The 22,417-nt window shown below is 69.8% G+C and carries 22 protein-coding genes; 15 read left to right on the forward strand and 7 right to left on the reverse strand.

Going from position 1 to position 22,417, the window contains the following annotated elements; genetic code table 11:
• Nucleotides 1–31: 31 nt before the first annotated feature.
• Nucleotides 32–715: a TetR/AcrR family transcriptional regulator gene (locus tag ALI22I_RS39715; protein ID WP_077010721.1), complete on the forward strand. Its 684-nt coding sequence runs from the start codon at nt 32–34 to the stop codon at nt 713–715.
• Here the strand turns inward: ALI22I_RS39715 and ALI22I_RS39720 are convergent.
• A complete protein-coding gene (locus ALI22I_RS39720; protein ID WP_077010722.1) occupies nt 712–1,638 on the reverse strand; it encodes an alpha/beta hydrolase in 927 nt (308 codons plus the stop codon). The genes ALI22I_RS39715 and ALI22I_RS39720 overlap by 4 nt on opposite strands.
• A 132-nt stretch (nt 1,639–1,770) precedes the next feature.
• Here ALI22I_RS39720 and ALI22I_RS39725 point away from each other — a divergent pair, with 132 nt between their 5' ends.
• Nucleotides 1,771–2,202, forward strand: a complete 432-nt coding sequence (locus ALI22I_RS39725; RefSeq protein ID WP_077010723.1) for a MarR family winged helix-turn-helix transcriptional regulator — start codon at nt 1,771–1,773, stop codon at nt 2,200–2,202.
• Here the strand turns inward: ALI22I_RS39725 and ALI22I_RS39730 are convergent.
• Nucleotides 2,192–2,992, reverse strand: coding sequence for a MaoC/PaaZ C-terminal domain-containing protein (locus ALI22I_RS39730; protein WP_077010724.1), 801 nt, complete (start codon nt 2,990–2,992; stop codon nt 2,192–2,194). The genes ALI22I_RS39725 and ALI22I_RS39730 overlap by 11 nt on opposite strands.
• Nucleotides 2,992–4,299, reverse strand: coding sequence for a 3-oxoacyl-ACP reductase (locus tag ALI22I_RS39735; protein ID WP_077010725.1), 1,308 nt, complete (start codon nt 4,297–4,299; stop codon nt 2,992–2,994). The genes ALI22I_RS39730 and ALI22I_RS39735 overlap by 1 nt, the downstream gene beginning before the upstream one ends.
• 87 nt (nt 4,300–4,386) lie before the next feature.
• Here ALI22I_RS39735 and ALI22I_RS39740 point away from each other — a divergent pair, with 87 nt between their 5' ends.
• Nucleotides 4,387–5,655 (forward strand): acetyl-CoA C-acetyltransferase, encoded by a 1,269-nt coding sequence (locus tag ALI22I_RS39740; RefSeq protein ID WP_077011170.1) that lies wholly within the window; start codon nt 4,387–4,389, stop codon nt 5,653–5,655.
• A gap of 234 nt (nt 5,656–5,889) precedes the next feature.
• Here the strand turns inward: ALI22I_RS39740 and ALI22I_RS39745 are convergent, their stop codons facing one another.
• A complete protein-coding gene (locus ALI22I_RS39745; protein WP_077011171.1) occupies nt 5,890–6,513 on the reverse strand; it encodes an SIMPL domain-containing protein in 624 nt (207 codons plus the stop codon).
• Nucleotides 6,514–6,636: 123 nt separating this feature from the next.
• On the opposite strand from ALI22I_RS39745, the gene ALI22I_RS39750 reads away from it, so the two are divergent.
• The 7 genes from ALI22I_RS39750 to ALI22I_RS39780 all read left to right on the forward strand — a co-directional run bounded on the left by ALI22I_RS39750 (nt 6,637) and on the right by ALI22I_RS39780 (nt 14,487).
• The gene (locus ALI22I_RS39750; RefSeq protein ID WP_077010726.1) at nt 6,637–7,830 is read left to right on the forward strand and encodes an ATP-binding protein; all 1,194 of its coding nucleotides are present in this window, start codon (nt 6,637–6,639) and stop codon (nt 7,828–7,830) included.
• A gap of 249 nt (nt 7,831–8,079) precedes the next feature.
• Nucleotides 8,080–8,226: a hypothetical protein gene (locus ALI22I_RS51540; RefSeq protein WP_179118511.1), complete on the forward strand. Its 147-nt coding sequence runs from the start codon at nt 8,080–8,082 to the stop codon at nt 8,224–8,226.
• Between the two features lie 416 nt (nt 8,227–8,642).
• Nucleotides 8,643–9,017 carry an NTP pyrophosphohydrolase gene (locus ALI22I_RS39760; RefSeq protein ID WP_077010728.1) on the forward strand — a complete coding sequence of 125 codons (375 nt, stop codon included), beginning with the start codon at nt 8,643–8,645 and terminating at the stop codon, nt 9,015–9,017.
• 58 nt (nt 9,018–9,075) lie between these two features.
• Nucleotides 9,076–10,911 (forward strand): NHL domain-containing thioredoxin family protein, encoded by a 1,836-nt coding sequence (locus tag ALI22I_RS39765; RefSeq protein ID WP_077011172.1) that lies wholly within the window; start codon nt 9,076–9,078, stop codon nt 10,909–10,911.
• Nucleotides 10,912–10,947: 36 nt separating this feature from the next.
• Nucleotides 10,948–11,241: a GroES family chaperonin gene (locus tag ALI22I_RS39770; RefSeq protein ID WP_077011173.1), complete on the forward strand. Its 294-nt coding sequence runs from the start codon at nt 10,948–10,950 to the stop codon at nt 11,239–11,241.
• 100 nt (nt 11,242–11,341) lie between these two features.
• Nucleotides 11,342–13,633: a VanW family protein gene (locus tag ALI22I_RS39775; RefSeq protein ID WP_077010729.1), complete on the forward strand. Its 2,292-nt coding sequence runs from the start codon at nt 11,342–11,344 to the stop codon at nt 13,631–13,633.
• Between the two features lie 44 nt (nt 13,634–13,677).
• Nucleotides 13,678–14,487, forward strand: coding sequence for a DUF1206 domain-containing protein (locus ALI22I_RS39780; RefSeq protein WP_238598785.1), 810 nt, complete (start codon nt 13,678–13,680; stop codon nt 14,485–14,487).
• Between the two features lie 270 nt (nt 14,488–14,757).
• Here the strand turns inward: ALI22I_RS39780 and ALI22I_RS39785 are convergent, their stop codons facing one another.
• Together ALI22I_RS39785 and ALI22I_RS39790 are read right to left on the reverse strand one after the other, a co-directional pair.
• Nucleotides 14,758–16,596: an acyl-CoA dehydrogenase gene (locus ALI22I_RS39785; RefSeq protein ID WP_077010731.1), complete on the reverse strand. Its 1,839-nt coding sequence runs from the start codon at nt 16,594–16,596 to the stop codon at nt 14,758–14,760.
• A gap of 369 nt (nt 16,597–16,965) precedes the next feature.
• Nucleotides 16,966–17,595, reverse strand: coding sequence for a response regulator transcription factor (locus ALI22I_RS39790; RefSeq protein ID WP_238598786.1), 630 nt, complete (start codon nt 17,593–17,595; stop codon nt 16,966–16,968).
• Between the two features lie 320 nt (nt 17,596–17,915).
• On the opposite strand from ALI22I_RS39790, the gene ALI22I_RS39795 reads away from it, so the two are divergent.
• The 5 genes from ALI22I_RS39795 (at nt 17,916) to ALI22I_RS39815 (ending at nt 21,996) form a co-directional block, all read left to right on the forward strand.
• Nucleotides 17,916–19,433, forward strand: a complete 1,518-nt coding sequence (locus ALI22I_RS39795; RefSeq protein WP_077010733.1) for a sodium:solute symporter family protein — start codon at nt 17,916–17,918, stop codon at nt 19,431–19,433.
• Nucleotides 19,434–19,539: 106 nt separating this feature from the next.
• Nucleotides 19,540–19,926, forward strand: a complete 387-nt coding sequence (locus ALI22I_RS39800; protein ID WP_077010734.1) for a hypothetical protein — start codon at nt 19,540–19,542, stop codon at nt 19,924–19,926.
• A 42-nt stretch (nt 19,927–19,968) separates the two neighbouring features.
• Nucleotides 19,969–20,760: a class I SAM-dependent methyltransferase gene (locus tag ALI22I_RS39805; RefSeq protein ID WP_077010735.1), complete on the forward strand. Its 792-nt coding sequence runs from the start codon at nt 19,969–19,971 to the stop codon at nt 20,758–20,760.
• Between the two features lie 7 nt (nt 20,761–20,767).
• Nucleotides 20,768–21,013, forward strand: a complete 246-nt coding sequence (locus ALI22I_RS39810) for a DUF5313 family protein (protein ID WP_238598787.1) — start codon at nt 20,768–20,770, stop codon at nt 21,011–21,013.
• Between the two features lie 32 nt (nt 21,014–21,045).
• Nucleotides 21,046–21,996, forward strand: a complete 951-nt coding sequence (locus ALI22I_RS39815; RefSeq protein WP_077010736.1) for a phosphotransferase family protein — start codon at nt 21,046–21,048, stop codon at nt 21,994–21,996.
• On the opposite strand, the gene ALI22I_RS39820 is transcribed toward ALI22I_RS39815, so the two are convergent.
• Nucleotides 21,993–22,379, reverse strand: a complete 387-nt coding sequence (locus ALI22I_RS39820; RefSeq protein ID WP_077010737.1) for a hypothetical protein — start codon at nt 22,377–22,379, stop codon at nt 21,993–21,995. The two genes, ALI22I_RS39815 and ALI22I_RS39820, sit on opposite strands and share 4 nt — an antisense overlap.
• Nucleotides 22,380–22,417 lie beyond the last annotated feature (38 nt).

Consider the following 22,417-nt stretch of genomic DNA (forward strand, 5'->3'; position numbering starts at 1 on the left):
TAATCTTGTGCCCAGCCATCCAGGGGGTGCGATGCACGCAGAGCAACCGGTCCGCTCGGGTCGGGCCAAGAGACTGCCGCGCGCGGTGCGCGAGCGGCAGATCATGGACGCCGCGGTGGACGTCTTCTCGCGCTTGGGTTTCCACGCCGCGTCGATGGACGAGATCTCCGAGGTCGCGGGCATCTCCAAGCCCATGCTGTACGCCTACCTCGGCTCCAAGGAAGAGCTCTTCGCCACGTGCATCCGCCGTGAGGCGACACGGATGATGGAGGCGATCGCGACCGGCGTCGAGGCCGAGGAGCCGCCGGACGTCCAGCTGTGGAGCGGACTGCGGGCGTTCTTCGGGTTCGTCGGCGAGAACCGCGCCAGCTGGCAGGTCCTGCACCGGCAGGCGTCCTCGCAGGGCGGGCCGTTCGCCGAGGAGCTGGCCGATATGCGTGGCCGGGCGATCGGGCTGGTGGCGGCGCTGCTGGTGCACTCGTCGGACTTCAGCAACGTGCCGCGGGCGGGCGACAAGGAGGCCGAGTCGCTGGCCGCGGCACTGGTCGGGGCGGGCGAGTCGCTGGCCGACTGGTGGCTGGACAACCCCCAGGAGCCGGCCGGCGTGGTCGCCGCCCGGCTCATGAACCTGGTCTGGATGGGTTTCGGGGACCTCGTGGCGGGTGACGTGTGGCACCCGCCGTCACGGAGGGCCGAGCGCAGCCCCGAGGACTAAGCCAGCGCGCCCTTCAGCACGGCCACGGCCTGGCTGATCGCGGCTTCGGCGGCGTGGGTCTCGCGCAGCGCGTTGACCATCACGAAGTCGTGGATCACGCCCTGGTAGCGGACCGCGGTCACCGGCACGCCGGCCTCGCGCAGCTTGTTCGCGTAGGCCTCGCCCTCATCGCGCAGCACGTCGGCCTCGGCGGTGATCACCAGCGCCGGCGGCAGCCCGGTCAGCTGCTCCGGTGACGCCCGCAGCGGCGAGGCGGTGATCTCGGCGCGCTCCTTCTCGGAAGTCGTGTACTGGTCCCAGAACCACTGCATCGCGTCGCGGCGCAGGAAGTAGCCCTCGGCGAACTCGTGGTACGACGGCGTGTCGAACGACGCGTCGGTCACCGGGTAGAACAGCACCTGCTGCCGGAACGCCACGTCACCGCGTTCCTTGGCCAGCAGGGTCAGCGCGGCGGCCATGTTCCCGCCGACCGAGTCGCCCGCCACGGCCAGGCGTGACGCGTCCAGCCCGCGGTCGGAGCCCTCCGTGACGATCCACTGCGCGACGGCGTAGCTCTCCTCCAACGCCACCGGGTAGTGCGCCTCGGGCGAGAGGCTGTAGTCGGGGAACACCACGGCCGCGCCGGCGCCGACGGCCAGCTCGCGGACCAGTCTGTCGTGCGTGTGGGCGTTGCCGAACACCCAGCCGGCGCCGTGGATGTAGAGGACGACGGGCAGCGTGCCGGTCGCGCCGACCGGGCGGACGATCCGGACGGGCACCTCGCCGACGGTTGCCCACTCCTCGGCGATCTCGGGCTTGAACACCTCGCCGGACTGGACTCCGTCCACGGCCTTGCGGCCCTCGACCGGCCCCAGGTCGAACAGGTACGGCGGGTTGGCGGTGGCGGCGGCGAACTCGGCGGCGGCCGGCTCCAGGACGGTCATCTTCGGGCTCCTTCGACGTCGTGCTGAACCTGACAGGAGCGAACAGTAGCGCCCAATTAAGTTGTGCACAATCTAAACGGGTGCAGGTGTATGGTGAGCTCAGTCATAGGGGTCGCAGGGAGGTAGGACGACATGCGGGACTTCACCCTGGAGCTGGACGACCAGCTCTGCTTCGCGCTCTACGCGGCCTCTCGGGCCGTCACCGCGCGGTACCGGCCGCTGCTGGACGACCTGGGCCTGACCTACCCGCAGTACCTGGTGATGCTGGTGCTGTGGGAGCGTGGGTCGGTCCCGGTGAAGGACCTCGCCGCCGCGCTCCAACTGGACTACGGCACCCTCTCGCCGCTGCTCAAGCGCCTGGAGTCGGCCGGTCTGATCCGCCGCGAACGCCGCCCGGACGACGAGCGGTCGGTCCGGATAGTGCTCACCGGACACGGTGACGAGCTGCGCGAACGCGCCAAGGACGTGCCGCCCGCGATCGGCGACGCGATGAACCTCGGCCAGGAGGACACCGCCCGGCTGCGCGCCCTCCTGCGCACGTTGGCCGACAACGTCAGCCGCTGATCACGCCCTCCAGGTGCGGCCGGTGCGACCACAGCGCGAACCGCCGGCCGTCACCGGTGGGAGAGGTCGAGAAATCGACCTCGCCCGGCAGCGGGATCGGCGCCTTGAACCGCACGTCGACCTCGTACGCGTCGGGTAGTCGGCCTTCGAACGCGGCCAGGCAGCGGGCCTTGGACCACATCCCGTGCGCGATGGCCCGGGGGAAGCCGAACGCCTTCGCGGTCAACGCGTGCAGGTGGATCGGGTTCCGGTCGCCGGACACGTCCGCGTACCGCCGGCCGAGGTCGCCGGGCAGCCGCCACGTCGCCGTCGGCACGGGCGGCTCCTCACGCGGGGGCTTGCGCTCGGGCACCCCACGGCCGCGCCGGAGATAAGTCGACACATCGACCCACGCTTCTTCACCCTCCACGCACACCGTCGTCACCACGTCGAACTGCTGTCCGCGCGCGTGCGGCCGCAGGTTCGCCAGCACCACGTGCAGCGACAGCGGTTCGGGCACCAGCAACGGCCGGTGCTGCGTGATCCGGTTGGCCACGTGCACCAGACCGGGCAGCGGGAAGGGGAACTCCCGTCCGGTCATCAGCCGGATCTGCAACCCGAACCCCAGCACGTGTGGATACGTGATCGGTAGCTCGTCGCGCACGCCGAACCCGCACACCTTGTTGTACCGGGCCAAGTGCTCCGGGTCGACGGTGATCTCGGCGTCCAAAGAGGACTCCGGTAGTTCGGTGCCGCGCCGGGTGAACCCGGTCAGCGCGGCCTTCGCGTAGAGCAGGGTCAGGTTCGTCATCACGCCCCCAACAGGCTCTGCCCGCACACCCGCACGACGTTGCCGTTCACCCCGGCCGACGCCGGGTGCGCGAACCACGCGATCGTCTCGGCGACGTCCACCGGCAGCCCGCCCTGCGCCATGCTGTTCATCCGCCGCCCCGCCTCGCGGATGAACAGCGGCACCGCGGCGGTCATCCCGGTCTCGATGAACCCCGGCGCGACCGCGTTCACCGTGGCCCGCCCCGCGACCTGCCGGGACAGCGAGTCCACCATGCCGATCACGCCCGCCTTGGTGGTGGCGTAGTTGGTCTGGCCGACGTTCCCGGCGATGCCCGCGATGGACGACACGCCGATGATCCGCCCGTTGGGCCGCACCGCGTCCGCCGCGAACAACGCCTCGTTGACCCGTTCCTGCGACGCCAGGTTCACCGCGATCACCGCGTCCCACCGGTCCACGTCCATCCGCCCGAGCGTGCGGTCCCGCGTGATGCCCGCGTTGTGCACCACGACGTCCACGCCCTGGTGCCGCTGGGTGACGTGCTCGACGATCCGCGCGGGCGCGTCCGACGCGGTGATGTCCAGTTGGAGCGCGGAACCGCCGACCCGGTTCGCCACCGCGGACAGCTCCTCGCCCTGCGCGGGCACGTCCAGGCACACGACGTGCGCGCCGTCGCGGCCCAGCACCTCGGCGATCGCCGCACCGATACCCCGCGACGCGCCGGTGACCAGCGCGACCTTCCCTGCCAGCGGCCGGTCCCAGTCCTCCGGCGCCTCGACGTCGGCCGGTCCGATCCTGATCACCTGTCCCGACACGTACGCCGACCGCCCCGACAGCAGGAACCGCAACGTCGACTCGATCGCACCCTCACCACCGGGCGCGACGTACACCAGCTGCGCCGTGCCGCCGCGCTTGAGCTCCTTGCCGACGCTGCGCGTGAACCCCTCCAGCGCGCGCTGCGCCACCTGCGACTCGGCCTGCTCGGGTGGCGTGCCCAGCACGACGACCCGACCGCACGGCGCGAGCGACCGGATCACCGGCTGGAAGAACTCGTACAGCTCCCGCAACCGCTCGACCGAGTCGATCCCGGACGCGTCGAACACCAGTGCCCCATACCGATCGGCGTCCGACACCACGTCGAGCCCGATGTCCTTCACCACCGTGCCGACCGGGTCGACCAGCCGCCCGCTCCCGCCGAGCAGCGCGGGCCCGTCGAGGGGAGGCTGTGCGGGTGAGTGGCGGCGCAACGGGTACGGGTCGGGTAGACCCAGCTTGCCCACGACGAACCGCCCGAGGCCGGAGTTGGCGAACGACTGGTATCGATCCATGTCCACATCACACTCCCTACTTGATAGTAAGTCTACTGACCAGTAGGTAACATTGGGCATCAAGTGCCCACCACCCTGGAGGACGACATGGCCCGAGTAGCCATCCTCGGCGGCAACCGCATCCCGTTCGCCCGCTCGAACGGCCCTTACGCCACGGCGTCGAACCGGGACATGTTCACCGCCACCCTGGACGGCCTGGTCGGTCGGTTCGGCCTGCAGGGCGAACGGCTCGGCGAGGTCGTCGCGGGCGCGGTGCTCAAGCACAGCCGCGACTTCAACCTGGTCCGCGAGGCCGTGCTGGGCAGCAGGCTGTCACCCGAAACTCCTGGTTACGACATGCAGCAGGCTTGCGGCACCGGTCTTCAGGCCGTGATCGCGGTGGCGAACAAGATCGCTTTGGGGCAGATCGAGGTCGGCATCGCGGGCGGCGTGGACACCACCAGCGACGCGCCGATCGGCGTGAACGAGGGCCTGCGCAGTGTGCTGCTGGAGTTCAACCGGGCTCGCAGCACCGGCGCCAAGCTGCGCACCGCGCTGAAACTGCGCCCGAAGCACGTGATCCCGGACGTGCCGCGCAACGGCGAGCCGCGCACCGGCCTGTCCATGGGTGAGCACGCCGCGATCACTGCCCGCGAGTGGGGCATCTCGCGTGAGGAGCAGGACGAACTGGCCGCCGCCAGCCACCGCAACCTCGCCGCCGCGTACGAGCGCGGGTTCTTCGACGACCTCGTCACCCCGTTCCGGGGCCTGACCCGCGACCAGAACCTGCGGCCGGACTCGTCGGTGGAGAAGCTGGCCAAGCTCAAGCCGGTGTTCGGCCGCGGCGAGGGCGCGACCATGACCGCGGGCAACTCCACCCCGCTCAGCGACGGCGCCTCAACCGTCCTGCTGGCGTCCGAGGAGTGGGCCGCCGCCCGCAACCTGCCGGTCTTGGCCTACCTCACGTTCACCGAGACCGCCGCCGTCGACTACGTGCACGGCGCCGAGGGCCTCCTCATGGCACCCGCCTACGCCGTGCCGCGGATGCTGACCCGAGCCGGCCTCACGTTGCAGGACTTCGACTTCTACGAGATCCACGAGGCATTCGCCTCACAAGTCCTCACGACGTTGAAGGCCTGGGAAGACCCCGACTTCTGCAAGACCAAACTCGCCCTGGACGCCCCACTGGGCCCCATCGACCGCTCCAAGCTCAACGTCAACGGCTCATCCCTAGCCGCCGGACACCCCTTCGCCGCCACCGGCGCCCGCATCGTCGCCACCCTCGCCAAACTCCTAGCCGAAGAACCCTCCGGCCGAGGCCTCATCTCCATCTGCGCCGCCGGCGGCCAAGGCATCACCGCAATCCTCGAACGCTAACCACACACACCCGAGAGTCGAACCTTCCGGTCGCGAGAGTCGAACGCTCAAGCCCCGTGAGTTCAACACTCAGGACACCCGTGCCCCCGACCTGAACGTTGAACTCGGCCTAGCTGAGCGTTCGACTCTCGCGACGCGAAGGTTCGACTCTCGCGCGTGTCCAACGTTCAGAACGCGCGTGTCCAACGTTCGGAACGGGCGAGTTGAACGTTCAGAACGCGCGAGTCGGTGGGATCAGTCGAGGAGTGTCCACGAGGCCGTGCAGCGGACGGTGACCACGATCTGCTGTGCCTCCAGGTTGAGCTGGTCCATCTGCGGCGGAACGCCGGGGGCGCCGCCGTAGCCGGCCGCCATCACCCGGTGCGACTCGGTCGCCCACACCTCGGCGTCACCGTCGGTCAGTCGCTGGAGCGGGCCCAGCCGTGCGCCGAGGGCTTCCGTGTAGCCCTCGGCACGGCGGCGCGCGTCCAGCACGGCCTCGCGCTGTGCCTCCCGGACCGCGTCCGCGTCGTTCGTGAGCTGCCACGTCGGCCCGTTGAGCCACGTCGGCTCGGCGGTCACCAGGGTGGCGAGCAGGTCGTCGATGCCGGTGATGTCGTTGATCCGCACCACGTAGTTCTGCACGGCACGGCTGCCGGAACGATGCCTGCCGTTCCAGTTGTCGTGCACGTTGAGCTGCCGCGACCGCACCTCGACACCCGGCCGGTCGAACGCGGGCTCCACCGCGGCGATCCGCGCGGTCAGCGCGTCCACCGCCTCGTTGCGCGTCGAGCCCGTCGTCTCGAAGCTCACCTGCACCTCGGCACGGTCGGCGGTCCGCTCGACCTTGCCGACGCCCTTCGTCACCACCTCAGCCATGGCGCCGACGCTACCGGTCATGCCACTCGATAGCGCTATATAGCGGCAAGACTAGATTGCCGAATACGCACCGACACGGTCCGAGTATTGGATTGGTCGTAGACACCTCGATACCGTCCGAGGATGGACCCGGTGCGCAACCCGTTCGCCCCCGGTGCGGGCCAACGGCCACCCGAGTTGGCGGGGCGCGACAAGGAGCTCCGCGCGTTCGAGGTGGTGCTCGAACGGGTCGCGCGCGGCCGGCCGGAACGCAGCCTCGTGCTCACCGGCCTGCGCGGCGTCGGCAAGACCGTGCTGCTGGGCGAGCTGCGCTCGATGGCGGTGAAACGCGGCTGGGGCGCCGGGAAGATCGAGGCACGGCCCGAGGCGGGGTTGCGCCGGCCGCTGTCGGCGGCGCTGCACCGGGCGATCCGCGACCTGGCCGTGCGGCACCGCGCGCCGGACCGGGTGGAGGCCGTGCTCGGGGTGCTGAAGGCGTTCGCGCTGCGGGCCAACCCGGAGGACGCGAAGCTGCGCGACCGGTGGCAGCCGGGCATCGACGTCCCCGCGACGGTCGGCCGGGCGGATTCCGGTGACATCGAGATCGACCTGGTGGAGCTGTTCACCGAGGTCGCCGAGTTGGCGCAGGACGTCGGCACCGGGGTGGCGCTGCTGATCGACGAGATGCAGGACGTGCAGGCGGACGACATCTCGGCGTTGTGCGCGGCCTGCCACGAACTGTCGCAGTCCGGCGCGCCGCTGGTCGTGGTCGGCGCCGGGCTGCCGCACCTGCCCGCCCTGCTGTCGGCGTCGAAGTCGTACTCGGAACGGCTGTTCCGGTACGTCCGGATCGACCGGCTGACGCGGGAGGACGCGGACCGGGCGGTGTTGGCGCCGGTCGACCGCGAGGAGGCGGGCATCGAGCCGGAGGCGTTGGACGCGCTGTTCGACGCGTCCGGCGGCTACCCGTACTTCATCCAGGCCTACGGCAAGGCGGCGTGGGACGCGGCGCCCGCCGACCCGATCACCGCGATGGACGTGGCGGTGGCCGCGCCGGAGGCGGACTCCGAGTTGGCGGTCGGGTTCTTCGGGTCGCGGTACGAGCGGGCGACGCCGGCCGAGCGGGAGTACCTGCGGGCGATGGCGGAGCTGACCGACGGCAAGGACGCGGGCGTGAACACCGCGCAGGTGGCCGACCACCTGGGGCGCAAGCCGTCGTCGTTGTCGCCGGCGCGGGACAGCCTGATCAAGAAGGGGCTGGTGTACTCGGCCGAACGCGGGCAGATCGCGTTCACCGTGCCGCACTTCGGCCGGTTCCTGCTCGGTCGCGAGGACTGACCCGTCCTGACCTGCGGTTATTCGGTCGCTTCGGTCGCATTGGGTGATCTAGCGTGCACGCTAGAGAGTTGTCCTCGGCGCGTCCGGCCTGCCAGGTGAACGCCAGACGAATCGTCGGGACCCAATAGGTGTCTGCCGATGATTCGTCGGCATGTGCGGCACCTCACCGGAAGATCGGGTGCACTCGCGCGTGCAAGGGTGCATACTTGAGGCACACCACCGAGAATCTTTGAGAGGGATGAATCCCCAATGAACTTCACTGCGAAGCTCCGCGCTCGTCGTGTCGAGGCTCGCAACCGCAAGGCTGTCGCCCGCGCGATCGACATGGCGCCCACCCCGGCCATGCGTCACGAGCTGATGGCGATCGCTCAGGCGCAGGGCAACACCCTCCGCTGACTGAAGACCTCCCGGCGCGCGTGACGACCACCCGATCGACACCGGGTGTGTGCCCCGTCGTTAACGCTCCGGTTGAGGGGAACGACGAAGCCCTGCCGCACCTCCCGCGCGGCAGGGTCTCGTCACATCGAAACGTGATCTGTGTCACACCTGGTAGGGGATGTAACAGTCCACGATCGTGTCTCGATGTTCCAGATGACCCCGCGATGCTGTCGGACCCCCGACCTGGCAGCACCGCGGGGTTTCCCATGTCCGGCTATCCGGCCGTGGCCGAGCCGTTCCAGGTGTCGTCCCTTCTTCGGGCGCGCCTGTTCATCACCATCTCCCCCTGCGTGTTCTGCCTGTCCCCCACGGACAACACCATCGTGCCACCGGGGTACGACAGTTTCTTGAGCGTTTGCTGAGAGCATGACCCGATGACGCCTCCGCTCCTGGTCGTCGACGCGGCCAACGTCGTCGGCTCGGTCCCGGACGGCTGGTGGCGCGACCGCGCCGGCGCCGCCACCCGCCTGCGGGACAACCTCGTCGAGGTGGCCGAGAACGGCCTGCCGACACTTCCCGGCCCGCTCGAAGTCGTCCTGGTAGTCGAGGGCAAGGCCCGGCACGTCGAGTCGATCCCCGGCGTCCGCGTCGTCTCCGCCCCCGGCTCAGGCGACGACACCATCGTCGACGTGGTCCGCACCAACACCCCGGACCGCCCCTGCACGGTCATCACCGCCGACCGCGCCCTCCGCCACCGCGTCCAAGCCCTGAACGCCGCCGTCCTCGGCCCCCGCACAGTCCCCCGCTAGCCGTCCCATTCGGTGGACGGGGAAATAGGTCGATGTGCGACTCGTGTTGACTCCCGTCGTGACGACCGCACAACGCCGCCGTGCCCGTGTCCGCGCCCCCGAACTGGTGGGTCGCGGGTGGCTCAACACGGGTGGGCGGGACATCAAGTTGGCCGACCTGCGCGGCAAGATCGTGCTGCTCGACTTCTGGTCCTTCTGCTGCATCAACTGCCTGCACGTGCTCGACGAGCTGCGTCCCCTCGAAGCCGAGTTCGCCGACGTCCTGGTCACCGTCGGTGTCCACTCGCCCAAGTTCGTGCACGAAGCCGAGGCGGCGGCGCTGGAAGCGGCCGTGGAGCGGTACGAGGTGGAGCACCCCGTGCTGGACGACCCCGAGCTGACGACGTGGCAGAACTACGCGGTGAAGGCGTGGCCCACGCTCGTGCTGGTCGACCCCGAGGGCTACGTCGTGCACGTCGCCGCCGGCGAGGGTCACCTCGACGCGTTGCGGCAGATCGTGTCCGAGATCGCCGCCGAGCACGACGCCAAGGGCACCCTCCACCGCGGTGACGGCCCTTACGTCGCGCCGCCGCCCAGGGCGACCGAACTCCGGTTCCCGGCGAAGGCCGTCCTCACGAAGGACAACACCCTCCTGGTCAGCGACTCCGCCCACCACAGCCTGGTGGAGCTGGACCTCGACGGCGAGACCGTGATCCGGCGCATCGGCACCGGCGAACGCGGCCGCCAGGACGGCCTGAACCCCACCTTCTCCGAGCCCGCCGGCATCGCCCTCCTCCCCGACGACGTCGCCGCGCGGGTCGGCTACCACGCCGTCGTCGCCGACACGGTCAACCACCTCCTGCGCGGCCTCGACCTGGACACCGGCGAGGTCACCACGATCGCCGGCACCGGCGAGCAGTGGCGCGACGGCGACACCGACGGCCCGGCCGATGTGATCGATCTCACCAGCCCGTGGGACGTCACCTGGTGGGAGCCCGCCCGGGGCGTCGCCATCGCCCTCGCCGGCAACCACACCCTCGGCCTGTTCAAGCCCCTGGAACGCCGCCTCGAACGCCTCGCCGGCACCACCGTCGAAGGCCTGCACGACGGTCCGGCCGAGGAGGCGTTCTTCGCCCAGACCTCGGGCCTCGCGGCCGACGGCGACCGACTGTGGCTGGTCGACTCGGAAACCTCCGCGCTGCGCTGGCTCGACGCCGACCGCACCGTGCACACCGCCATCGGCAAGGGTCTGTTCGACTTCGGCCACCGCGACGGCCCGGCCGACCAGGCGCTGCTCCAGCACCCGCTGGGCGTGACGGTCCTGCCCGACCACCAGATCGCCATCTCCGACACCTACAACGGCGCGATCCGCCGCTACGACCCGGAGACCGGAGAGGTGTCCACCCTGGCCGCCGACATCGCCGAACCGTCCGACGCGGTCCTGGTGGACGGCGAACTGGTCGTCGTCGCTTCCGCCGCGCACCGCCTGGAACGCCCGGTCGCACCCGGCGTACAGCTGGTCAGCGGCGACGCCCACAAGGTCCGCCGCCCGCCGTCGGAGATCGCGCCCGGCGACCTGGAACTCGCCGTCGTCTTCACCCCGCCGACCGGCCAGAAGCTGGACGACCGGTACGGCCCGTCCACCCGCCTGGAGATCACCAGCTCCCCGCCCGAGCTGCTGGAAGCGGGCGCGGGCGTCGGCACCGACCTGGTCCGCACGCTGCGCATCGCGGAAGGTTTCACCGAAGGCGTGCTGCACGTCGTCGCCCAGGCCGCGAGCTGCGCGGACGACCCCAACGTCGAGCACCCGGTGTGCAAACTGGCCCGCCAGGACTGGGGTGTGCCGGTCCGCGTGGTAAAAGACGGGCCGCACCGGCTACCCCTGATGATGGGCGGGCTCGACGAGAGCATCTAGACTCTGCCGGTGCCCGATGTCAAGCTCGAGATCCAGATGCTGCACGACCGCGTGATGGTGCGGATCTCGCCGGAGGACGGCGAGCGACGCAGCAGCGGTGGCATCGTGATCCCGGCGACCGCCCAGATGGCCAAGCGCCTGGCCTGGGGGGATGTGCTCGGGGTCGGCACGAACGTGCGGCACGTCAAGGTCGGCGACCGGGTGCTGTTCAACCCGGACGACCAGTTCGAGGTCGAGGTGCAGGGCCAGACCTACCTGGTCATGCGAGAACGGGACGTGCACGCCACCGCGACGGAGCGGACGGAGCACGGGACCGGGCTTTACCTGTGAATTCTGCTGTGAAACCTGTGAGCGGCTCGACCGTGATCAACACGTGACGACGGTCGGGTAAGCAGTCCCGGGAACCTTGCGGAGAGCAAGAGGGGGAGCGGTGCCGGAGAACCAGCGACCGGAGTACGACGCTGAGCGGACCACGGCCATGGAGCCGGTCCGCCCGTCGGGCACCGCTTCGGAGCGCACGACGAAGCTCTCCGCGGGCCCGGTCCAGGAGGCCGAGTGGCCCCAGGACGAGCCGGACGGGGAGCCGGACGCCACGGCGACTGTGCGTAACGTGACCCCTCCATCGGGCGGCCCCGACAACGCGGCGGCCCCTCCGAGCGTCTCTCACAACGTGACGCAGCACCCGACGCACAACCCACCGCGCGACGCACCGCCGAGGGGCGCCGACGCGACCCAGGCGATCATGCCGTCCGGTGACGTGACCCGAGCCCTCACGCCGCCGCCTGCCGCCGCCGAGCAGACCCGCGCGATCAACACCCCGCCGGGTGGCTTCGGCCGACCGTCTGCCGCCGCCGAGCAGACCCGCGCGATCAACACCCCGCCCGGTGGCTTCGGCCGACCGCCGTCGCCCTCGGAGGCCACCACGGTCTTCGCCGCACCGGTGACCGTGCCGGAGCCCGCCGAGGCCACCGTCTACGGCCCGGTGATGGTCGACCGCGACACCGAGACCGACGAGGCCGACGCCCGCCGCAAGCGCCTGCGCAAGGGCGGCCTGATCGCCGCCGCCGTGCTCGGCGTGATGGTCGTCCTCTACGGCCTGGACATGGTCGTCTCCGGCGGCGACGTGCCGCGCGGCGTCACGGTCGCGGGGGTGGACGTCGGCGGCATGAGCCACACCGACGCCGAGCAGAAGCTGCGCGACGAGATCGGCCCCCGCCTGGCCGCGCCGGTCAAGGCACGCGCGGGCGATGTCGAGACCGAGATCGACCCGAAGGCGGCCGGCCTGGAGCTGGACTGGACCGCCACGCTGGAGCGCGCGGGCAGCCAGCCGCTGTCCCCGTTCACCCGCGTCACCTCGTTCTTCACCTCCCGTGAGGTCGGCTTCGCCACCACCAGCGACGAGGCCAAGCTGGCCGCCGCGCTGGAGGGCCTGAAGGCCACCACCGACCACGAACCGGCCGAGGGCGGCATCAAGTTCGAGGGCGCCACGCCGGTCGCGGTCGACCCGAGGCAGGGCCAGAAGCTGGACGTGCCCGGCGCGTCGGACAAGCTGCTCGCCGGCTGGGCGGACGGCGGCACGGTCGAGCTGCCGGTGGCCACCACCCCGGTCAAGACGACCAAGGAGGGCGTGCAGAAGGCCCTCGACGAGGTCGCCAAGCCCGCCACCGCCGCGCCGCTGATCATCCAGGGCGAGGGCAAGGACGCGACGCTCACGCCCGAGCAGCTGGCCACCGTGCTGGTGTTCGAGCCCACCGACGACGGCAGCCTGACCGCGAAGGTCGACAACGCCAAGGTCGTCGAGCACGCCGGTCCGCAGCTGAAGGACACGGAGAAGGAGGGCAAGGACGCCCAGATCGTGTTCGAGGGCGGCCGGCCGGTGGTCAAGGAGTCCGTGGACGGCCTCGGCGTCGACTGGGACAAGTCCCTGGCCACGACGCTCGACGTGCTCAAGCGCGCCGACAACCGTGCGATCAAGGCCGAGTACAAGCACACGCCCGCCAAGGTGACCACCGAGCAGGCGAACAAGATGGGCATCAAGGAGATCATCGGCGAGTTCTCGACCGGTGGCTTCGTGGCCGCGTCCGGCACCAACATCCGCGTGGTGGCCGAGAAGGTCAACGGCGCGATCGTGAAGCCGGGCGAGACGTTCAGCCTCAACGGCCACACCGGTCCGCGTGGCACCGCGCAGGGCTACGTCGAGGCGGGCATCATCGAGAACGGCGTCCCGGGCAAGGCTGTCGGCGGCGGTATCTCGCAGTTCGCCACCACGCTCTACAACGCCGCGTACTTCGCGGGCATGAAGGACGCGGGCCACAAGGAGCACAGCTACTGGATCACGCGGTACCCGAAGGGACGCGAAGCCACGGTGTTCATGGATGGCGCGGGCAACAGCCTGATCGACATCAAGTTCACCAACCCGGACGACACCGGGGTGGCGATCCAGACGATCTGGACGCCGTCGTCGATCAGGATCGTGCTCTGGGGCACCAAGAACTACGACGTGACCAGCTCGACCAGCGCCGACTTCAACCCGACCCAGCCGCAGGAGCGCAAGGTCAACAAGCCGGACTGCCAGCCGAGCAACGGCGTGCCCGGGTTCTCGGTCACCGACACCCGCACCATCACCGACCGCCGCACCGGCCAGTCCCGCCAGGAGAGCCGGACCGTCCGGTACGACCCGCAGTTCAAGATCGTCTGCGAGCCGCCGCCGGCCGGCGGCTGAGTGCCCGTGGTTGGTGGTAGCCACGACGGGGTATTCACCCGATCGTGGCTACCACCGGGCAAGAAGTGCGAAGACATCCGGCCGTGCAGGTGCTCGGGCGCGCCGGGATGGTGTGTTACGGGCTCGTCCACGTGCTGCTGGCGGCGTTGACGGCGCAAGTGGTCCTCGGTGACACCGGGGAGCGGACCGACCAGAAGGGCGCGGTCTCCACCCTCGCCCAGACGTCGATCGGTCCGGTGCTGCTGTGGGTGCTGGCGATCGGTCTGTTCGCCTTCGCGGGCTGGCAGCTCATCATGGCCGTGTCCGGCTACGGGTGGGTGAGCAAGAAGCGCAAACGCGTGTACCGCAAGTGCGGCTCGGTCGGCCGCGCCATCACCGGCACGGTCATCGGGATCGCGGCGATCGGCTACGCGACCGGGTCGTCGCAGAGCAGCTCCACCGAGCAGTCCCAGACGTGGACGGCACGCGTGCTCGCGTTGCCGTTCGGCCAGGTCCTCGTGGGTGCGGTGGCGGTGTTCGTGCTGGGACTCGGGGTGGCGGTCGCGCGCAAGGGCGTGAAGAGGTCGTTCGAGGACGACCTGAACATGTCCGAGCTGCCCGACGGCACGCGGCTCTGGGTCGAGCGACTGGGCCGGATCGGCTGGATCGGCAAGGGCGCGTCGTACGTCCTGATCGGCATCCTGGTCGCCCTCGCCGCGATCAACGCCAACCCGTCCGAGTCCGGCGGCCTGGACAAGGCGCTGCACACGTTGGCCGCGCAGCCTTACGGCCTCATCGCGCTCGCCGTGATCGCGGTCGGCTTCCTCGGCTTCGGCGCCTACTGCTTCGCCGCCGCCAAGGCCCACAAGGGCTGAGCCGCGCTTCCTCCTCCTGGCGGAAAGCCGCATCACTGCGCGTCGACCGGGCTCGATCGGCGGGACCATCGGTGCCGTGCCGGACAGCGGCAAGAACATCGATCAGACGGCGGGGTCTCGTGAGGACGCCGGGCTCGCCGACGCCGCGACAGCCGAAGGGCGGCACCCCACACGTTCGGGGTGCCGCCCTGCCGCTTCAAGCTCCCGCAGAGGTCCCCGCCAAGGGGAACCCTTGCATTCATTCTGCCCGCAAGGTCCGACAATTCCGGGTCAGAACGAGGCCTCGTCGATGTCCATGAGGGCGTTGTCGGTGGCCTCGGCGATCTTGCGGCGCGCGGTCAGCTCCGGCAGCACGGACTTGGCGAAGAACGACGCCACCGCGACCTTGCCCTCGTAGAACGCCTTGTCCTTGGCCGAGACCTGGCCGTCGAGCTTGGTCAGCGCCACGTCGGCCTGGCGCAGCAGCAGCCAGCCCACCAGGACGTCACCCGCGGTCATCAGCAGTCGGACGGTGTTCTGGCCGACCTTGTAGAGGTTCCGGACGTCCTCCTGCGAGCTGGTCAGGAAGCCGACCAGCGCGCCGAGCATGCCCTGGAGGTCTTCCAGACCCTGCTTGAGGAGCGCGCGCTCCTCCTTGAGGCGACCGTTGCCCGACTCGTTGTCCAGGAACTTCTGGATCTCGCCGTTCAGGTAGCCCAGCGCCTGGCCCTTGTCGCGGATGATCTTCCGGAAGAAGAAGTCCAGCGACTGGATGGCTGTGGTGCCCTCGTACAGCGAGTCGATCTTCGAGTCCCGGATGTACTGCTCGATCGGGTACTCCTGGAGGAAGCCGGAGCCGCCCAGCGTCTGCAGGGACTGCGCCAGCTGCTCGTACGCGCGCTCCGAGCCGACGCCCTTGACGATCGGCAGCAGCAGGTCGTTGACCTTCTCCGCCAACTCCTTGTCCGGGCCGCCCAGGGCGATCTTGTCCTGCTGCGTCGCGGTGTACAGGTAGACCGCGCGCATGCCCTCGGCGTACGCCTTCTGGAGCATCAGGCTGCGGCGCACGTCCGGGTGGTTGGTGATGGTGACGCGCGGCGCGGTCTTGTCCGTCATCCGGGTCAGGTCGGCGCTCTGCACCCGATCCTTGGCGTAGGCCAGGGCGTTCAGGTAACCGGTGGACAGGGTGCCGATGGCCTTCGTGCCGACCATCATCCGGGCGTACTCGATGACCTGGAACATCTGCGCGATGCCGTTGTGCACCTCGCCGAGCAGCCAGCCCTTGGCCGGGACGCCGTGCTGGCCGAACGTCAGCTCGCACGTGGTGGAGACCTTGAGGCCCATCTTGTGCTCGACGTTGGTGACGAAGGCGCCGTTGCGCTCGCCGGTCGACTCGCCGGTCTGCGGGTCGAAGTGCCACTTGGGCACGAGGAACAGCGACAGACCCTTGGTGCCCGGCTTCGGCTCGATCCCCGGACCCTCGGGACGCGCGAGCACGAGGTGCATGATGTTCTCGGTCATGTCCTGGTCGGCGGAGGTGATGAACCGCTTCACGCCGTCGATGTGCCAGGTGCCGTCGTCCTGGAGCACGGCCTTCGCGCGGCCCGCGCCCACGTCGGAACCGGCGTCCGGCTCGGTGAGCACCATCGTGGCGCCCCAGCCGCGTTCGATCATGATCTCGGCCCAGCGCTTCTGCTGCTCGGTGCCGTTGCGGTAGACGACCGAGGCGAAGTTCGGGCCGGCCAGGTACATGTAGACGGCCGGGTTGGCGCCCAGGATCAGCTCGGAAGCCGCCCACTGCACCGACGGCGGGATGCCGAAGCCGCCCAGCTCGTTCGGCAGGGACAGGCGGTACCACTCGCCGTCCCAGAGCGCCTGGTAGGACTTCTTGAACGATTCCGGCAGCGTTGCCGAGTGGGTCTTCGGGTCGAAGACCGGGGGGTTGCGGTCGGCGTCGGCGAAGGACTCCGCCAGCGGCCCGACCGCCAAGTTGTTGAGCTCGGCAAGCACGCCGCGCGCGGTGTCCTCGTCGGACTGCTCGAACGGCCCCGTGCCGAGGTGGTCCTGCACGTTGAAGACCTCGAAGAGGTTGAACTCGAGGTCTCGGACGTTGCTCTTGTAGTGACCCATCTCGTCGCTCACTCCATGCTGGTCGGGGCGGTCCCCTACTGACCGGTAACAACAGGGTATTACCTGTCAGTAACCCCGGCAAGGCCGAGCACCCGGTTGTGGCGAATCAGACGAGCCTGAGCTGCGCGGTTACGGGCCGCAACGTTCGAGGTGCCGGAGCAGGCCACGCGCGGCGTCGAAGCAGACGACTCACGCAGGCCGGCGCGCGAGTGCGTGCTCCGCAGGCGTCCCCGCCGGGGGGACCCCCTGTTCTTGATCCTGCCGGCGGGATCCGACGATTCGCAGTGGTCAGGCCCGGCTTGTGGATAACCGCTCGGCCTGTGGACAACCGCCCAGGCTGTGGGCAACGCACGGGCTGTGGGCAACCGCTCAGGGGCGGGGGACACCGCCGGACAGGAGGCCGGCCTGGTAGGCGAGGGAGACGGCGTGGGTGCGGTCCTTGGCTCGGAGTTTGCGGAGGATGTTCTTCACGTGCGTGCGCACGGTTTCCACTGACACGTACAGCTCGTTCGCGACCGCCTGGTTCTCCAGGCCGTCCGCGATGAGCTGTAACACCTCGTACTCCCGGCGTGACAGCGATCGCCGTGTCCCGGCGTCGGCCGTCGGCGTGAAGCCGGCCGCGAGCGGCGCGAGTGTGGGGTCCAGGTACGTCCGCTCTGCGTGACCGCGGGCGATGGCCTGCAGCACCTCGCCGATCTCCCCGGCTCTCGGCACCATCCCGCGCACGCCCGCCGACAGGGCCGAACGCACGTACTTCGCTGTCCGGTGCGGTTCGCGGACCAGGGAGATCACCACCAGGGCCGGGTCGTTGCCGGTCAACAGCGTCGCCAGGTGCCCCTGCGGGTCGAGCACGGAGTCGACGAGCAGCACGTCGGGGCGCAACCGTTCGTGCATCCGGACCGCCGTGTGCAGGTGCCCGGTGGAGCCCAGCCAGTGCATCGCGGGGGTGCGCCGCACCACGGCCGCCAGCCCTTCGCGGAACAGGGGCACGGGGTCCACCAACGCGACCCCGGGCCCGGAGGCGCGCCGATCACCACCTGGTGTGAGCGGACGCGCGTTGACACCGGTTCGCATGTCGGTGCGACCGCTCCGGGTACGAGCCATGACGCGAATTTTGCGAATTTCTTTCCGTGTAGCGCGGATGGATCCGGTCACATACGTGAATAACAGTCACGAATGTGACTCAATGACCTTGTGTGGCCTTCCGTCAGAAGCAACAGCCTCGTAAGACCTACGTCACACACCCATGTGGGAAGCCGCGCACCGCCGCCGCCGAATCACGCGCTGCCACCCGTGGGCCGAGCACTCGTGGAGGCCTCATGGACACCCTCGACTGGGTCGTCGTCGGTGGGTACTTCTTCGTGATGGTGGCGATCGGCTACTGGTCACGCGGGCGGATCAAGAACATCGCCGACTTCTTCACCGCGGGCGGCAAGATGCCCTGGTGGTTGTCCGGCATCTCGCACCACATGTCCGGTTACAGCGCCGTCATGTTCGTGGCCTTCGCCTCCCAGGCCTATCTCCTCGGCCTCACCGTCTACATCTGGTGGGCGCTGACGATCGGCATCGGTGTCGGCATCGGCGCGTTCCTCTGGGCGGGCGCCTGGAACCGGCTGCGCTCCAAGCACGGCGTCAAGTCGCCGCTGGAGTACCTGGCCCGCCGCTACAACGTGCCGACCCAGCAGATCATGGCGTGGGCCGGGGCGACGTTGAAGGTCGTGGACATCTCGGCCAAGTGGGTCGCGGTCGCGTTGCTGCTCCAAGGCTTCGCGGGCGTCCCGGTGTGGCTCGGCATCACGCTCGTCGGCGTCGTCACGATGGTCTACTCCGTTCTCGGCGGACTGTGGGCGGACGCGCTGACCGACTTCGGCCAGTTCATCATCCAGGGCGCGGCGGGCATCGCCATGTTCGTCGCGGTGGCCGCGCACTTCGGCGGCATCAGCTTCATGTGGGAGATCTGGGACCAGCTCCCCGAGGCGCACTCCCAGCCGCTGAACGGCCAGTACACACTGCTGTTCTTCATGGCGTTGTTCCTGATCAAGACGCTGGAGTACAACGGCGGCATGTGGAACCTGGCGCAGCGCTACATGGCCGCGCCGTCCGGCGCCGCCGCCAAGCGCTCCGCGTTGCTGTCGAGCGCGTTGTGGCTGATCTGGCCGCTGATCCTGTTCTTCCCGATGTGGGCCGCGCCGCTGATCGTGCCCGGCCTGGAGGGCCCCGCCGCCGAGCAGGCCTACGTCGAGATGGGCAAGCTCATGCTGCCCGCGGGCATGGTGGGCCTGATCCTCGCGGGCTTCTTCTCGCACACCATGGCGATGGTGTCCTCGGACGCCAACGTGATCTCCGCGGTCATCACCCGCGACATGCTGCCCAAGCTGTGGAAGGGCGTGACGCGGCTCAGCGAGTCCGCGCAGTTGCAGTTGGCGCGGATCACCACGTTCGCGTTCATCGGGCTGAGCATGACGGTCGCGTTGACCGCGGACACCAAGGGGTTCGTGCTCAAGATCGTGCTCGACCTGGTGGCGGCCACCATGGGTCCGATCGCGATCCCGTTGATGCTCGGCCTGCTGCCGTGGTTCAAGAAGGTCGGCCCGACCGCCGCGACGACCTCGGTGATCGGCGGTCTCGGCACATGGGTGGTGCTGTACGTGATGCAGCAGAGCAAGGTCGAGTTCGTCACCTCGGCGGTGATCGTGTCCTGGCCGCTGCTGGTGTCGCTGGTGCTGTACCTGGTGATCGGGCTCCTCATCAAGCCGGAACCGTCGGCCGACCGCGCTGCGCTGGTCGACTCGCTGCAGTCCGACGACGACGAGGAGAAGGTGCCCGCGCGCGCGTGACGCGGATCTGTTGATCTGTGGGCGATGTCCACGTGTGGGCTGCGTTATCTGTGTGACGCGTCATCTCCGCTGTGCGGGCGCCCGGTCGCGCCCGCACAGTGGGGTGATGGACGGTTGGCGACCGCGGGACGAGGCCGAGTCGGCCGCCGGGTGGCGGCTGTGGCTGGCGCTGAGCTGCCGGCTGTGGCCGTCGGCCGAGTGGGACGGCACACCGGCGGCGGCCGTCGGCGGGCTGCGGGAGATCCTGGCCGAGTGCGACCGGATTCGCGGCACTTATGTCGGTGACCGGTCGGCGGTGGTGCTGCGGCTGGTCGATTCCGTGGTGTTCGTGGTGAGCCTGCCCGTCGAGCTGTGGCGGGAGGACGTGCTGCCGGTCGACGCGGACCGGGCGGCGTTGCTGCACAGCGACCTGGCGGGCGTGATCGAGCACGCCGCCGACGTGCGGGCCGTGCTGGCGCGTGGCGGTGGTTGGGCGGAGCTGGAAGCCCGCTGAAGCCGGCGGTAAAGCGATTGCCCTGCCTTCTACGTTCGAAAGATGGACGAGACGATCAGGGAGTTCTACGCGCAGGGCTTCGAGCAGGGACGGTTGCGCGCCGGGAACGGGCGGCTGGAGTTCCTGCGGACGCAGGAGATCGTGCGGCGGTTCGTCGGCACGCGCAGCCGGGTGTTGGACGTCGGCGGAGCGGCCGGGGTGCACGCGGAGTGGTTGGCGGAGGACGGGCACGACGTGCTCGTGGTGGACCCGATGCCGTCGCACGTGGAGTCGGCCGGGGCGCTGCCCGGGGTGTCCGCCGTCGTGGGCGACGCCCGTGACCTGCCGGACGGGCCGTTCGACGTGGTGCTGCTGTTCGGGCCGCTCTACCACCTGATGTCGTACGAGGACCGGCTGCGGGCGTGGCGGGAGGCGTTGCGCGTGCTGAGACCCGGTGGGGTGGTCGCGGGCGCGGTGATCGGGCGGTACGCGTCGCTGTACGACGGGCTGCGCAAGGACTTCCCGCTCGACACCCGCTACCGGGCGTTCGTGACGCACGCGGTGGAGACCGGACAGCACCTGCCGCCGGCGGACACGCCCTGGTTCACCACCGCGTACTTCCACCGTCCTCAGGAGGCGGCGGAGGAGGCGCGTGCGGCGGGGTTGGACGTGGTTGGCACGTTCGCGCTGGAGGGCACGGCGTGGATGCTGCCGAACGCCGACCTGGAGGACATCTACGCCGACCCGGTCCGGTTCGAGTACCTGATGTGGTCGTTGCGGCAGGTCGAGCAGGAGGAGTCCGTGCTGGGCGCGTCGGCCCACCTGATCACCGTGGCGCGGAGAGCCGCGCCCTGAGCTGCCGTTGACGTTGGCCATCGCCCTGGCGCTGGTGCTCGGCCTGGGTTCCCCGTGGCCCCTGGCGATCGCGTGCGGGTCGTTGGGGCTGGTGGTGGGCGTGTACTTCGGGGTGTCGTACGCGATCGAGAGCACCGACCACCGGATGACGAAGTACGGCTACCCGGCGGGCGCGGCGGCGGCGGTGCGCGAGGAGCGGACGCGGCGGGACCAGGAGCGTTACGAGCGGGTGTGGCGTTCGGCGGAGTCTTGAGTCCGGTCCCGGGTGGCCTAGCATCTGGCGACGTGGAGCGGCAGGCGGCGGTGGCGGCGGCGTTCGGGCTTGGTGACGTGCTGCGACCGTGGACACCGGTTTCCGGCGGGCGTTCGCATCTGATGTGGCGGTTGCGCACGTCGCGCGGCACGTGGGCGGTCAAGCGGCTGAACCGGTCGCGCGAGGACTGGTGGATGCGCGACTACCAGGTGTCCGCCGAGATCCAGTTGGAGGCGTACGCCCGAGACTTCCCCATGCCGCGCCCGGTGCACCCGCTGGAACCGGCCGCGCCGCTGCTGGCCGACGTCCGGGTCGGTGACGAGGTGGAGAGCTACCTGGTGCACGAGTGGCACGAGGGCGGCCCGTTGACCACGGACGTCTCCGCGTGGGTCGGCACCACCCTGGCTTCCCTGCACGCCCTCCCCGCCGGCGGGACGCCCGACGGGGAGCCGCACCCGGTCGAGGAGTGGCGGGAGTGGCTGGACGAGGCGCCGAACGACTTCACCGACGCCGTTCGCGGGTACCTGCCGGACATCGCCGAGGCCAGGGCGGTGGCGGTGGACACGGGTGACCTGACGCCGGTGAGCACGCACCGGGACGTCAAGCCGGACAACGTCCTGCACACCGCCACCGGTCCGCTGCTGGTGGACTGGGACGGCGCGGGCCCGGACTACGCGGAGTGGGAGCTGACCCGTGCGGCGCTGCACTTCAGCCGATTGGGCGAGGACCGGACCGCGTTCGACACCGTGATCAAGTCGTACGAGGAGGCAGGTGGCCACCGACCGCCCGCGTCACCGACGGCGTTCGCGGGCCTGCTCCGCGTCTACCTGGGCGGCGCGGCGTGGATGGTGTGGCGGGCGCTGGGCCACCGCCCGGTCACCGAACCCGAACGTGCCGCCGCGCACACGCATGCGCTGGAGCTGCTGGCAGACCTGCGCACGTCCCTCGATCACCTGAACGAGTGGACCGACCGCCTGCGCTAACCGTGCGGCACCACGACCACCTGGTGCTCGTCCTCGTAAACGATCTGCCCCGGATCGGACGACTGCACCCGCTCACACACCACCCCGTGCGCGGCCAGGATCTCCAGATACCCGTCAACCCGCCCGATCAGGTGCCGAGCCGACGACTTGAACCACGCCACCGCACCCGGATTGATCTCCCGGTCGTACACGGTCGGGTCAACGTGCGACGGCGTCGTGTAGGCCGCGTTGAACCAGTCGTTGTTCTCCCGCCTGAACCGCTCCTGCTCCACACTCAGCCGCCCCTCCCGAGCCAGCCCGTTGACCAGCCAGAACACCCCCGGGAAGAACCCCCGCTCATGCCGAACCGTCCCCTGGAACCGCACGTAGACCGTCTCCGTCACGCACCCGATTCTGGCCGACCCCGACACGACGAAGGCCC

The organism is Saccharothrix sp. ALI-22-I (assembly GCF_001984175.1).
In the GTDB taxonomy this organism is placed as follows: domain Bacteria; phylum Actinomycetota; class Actinomycetes; order Mycobacteriales; family Pseudonocardiaceae; genus Actinosynnema.

Bases quoted from the DNA above. Each gene is read 5' to 3' on its own strand.
- ALI22I_RS39715 (WP_077010721.1), top strand. From the start codon at position 32: ATGCACGCAGAGCAACCGGTCCGCTCGGGTCGGGCCAAGAGACTGCCG.
- ALI22I_RS39720 (WP_077010722.1), bottom strand. From the start codon at position 1,638: ATGACCGTCCTGGAGCCGGCCGCCGCCGAGTTCGCCGCCGCCACCGCC.
- ALI22I_RS39725 (WP_077010723.1), top strand. From the start codon at position 1,771: ATGCGGGACTTCACCCTGGAGCTGGACGACCAGCTCTGCTTCGCGCTC.
- ALI22I_RS39730 (WP_077010724.1), bottom strand. From the start codon at position 2,992: ATGACGAACCTGACCCTGCTCTACGCGAAGGCCGCGCTGACCGGGTTC.
- ALI22I_RS39735 (WP_077010725.1), bottom strand. From the start codon at position 4,299: ATGGATCGATACCAGTCGTTCGCCAACTCCGGCCTCGGGCGGTTCGTC.
- ALI22I_RS39740 (WP_077011170.1), top strand. From the start codon at position 4,387: ATGGCCCGAGTAGCCATCCTCGGCGGCAACCGCATCCCGTTCGCCCGC.
- ALI22I_RS39745 (WP_077011171.1), bottom strand. From the start codon at position 6,513: ATGGCTGAGGTGGTGACGAAGGGCGTCGGCAAGGTCGAGCGGACCGCC.
- ALI22I_RS39750 (WP_077010726.1), top strand. From the start codon at position 6,637: ATGGACCCGGTGCGCAACCCGTTCGCCCCCGGTGCGGGCCAACGGCCA.
- ALI22I_RS51540 (WP_179118511.1), top strand. From the start codon at position 8,080: ATGAACTTCACTGCGAAGCTCCGCGCTCGTCGTGTCGAGGCTCGCAAC.
- ALI22I_RS39760 (WP_077010728.1), top strand. From the start codon at position 8,643: ATGACGCCTCCGCTCCTGGTCGTCGACGCGGCCAACGTCGTCGGCTCG.
- ALI22I_RS39770 (WP_077011173.1), top strand. From the start codon at position 10,948: ATGCTGCACGACCGCGTGATGGTGCGGATCTCGCCGGAGGACGGCGAG.
- ALI22I_RS39785 (WP_077010731.1), bottom strand. From the start codon at position 16,596: ATGGGTCACTACAAGAGCAACGTCCGAGACCTCGAGTTCAACCTCTTC.
- ALI22I_RS39795 (WP_077010733.1), top strand. From the start codon at position 17,916: ATGGACACCCTCGACTGGGTCGTCGTCGGTGGGTACTTCTTCGTGATG.
- ALI22I_RS39800 (WP_077010734.1), top strand. From the start codon at position 19,540: ATGGACGGTTGGCGACCGCGGGACGAGGCCGAGTCGGCCGCCGGGTGG.
- ALI22I_RS39805 (WP_077010735.1), top strand. From the start codon at position 19,969: ATGGACGAGACGATCAGGGAGTTCTACGCGCAGGGCTTCGAGCAGGGA.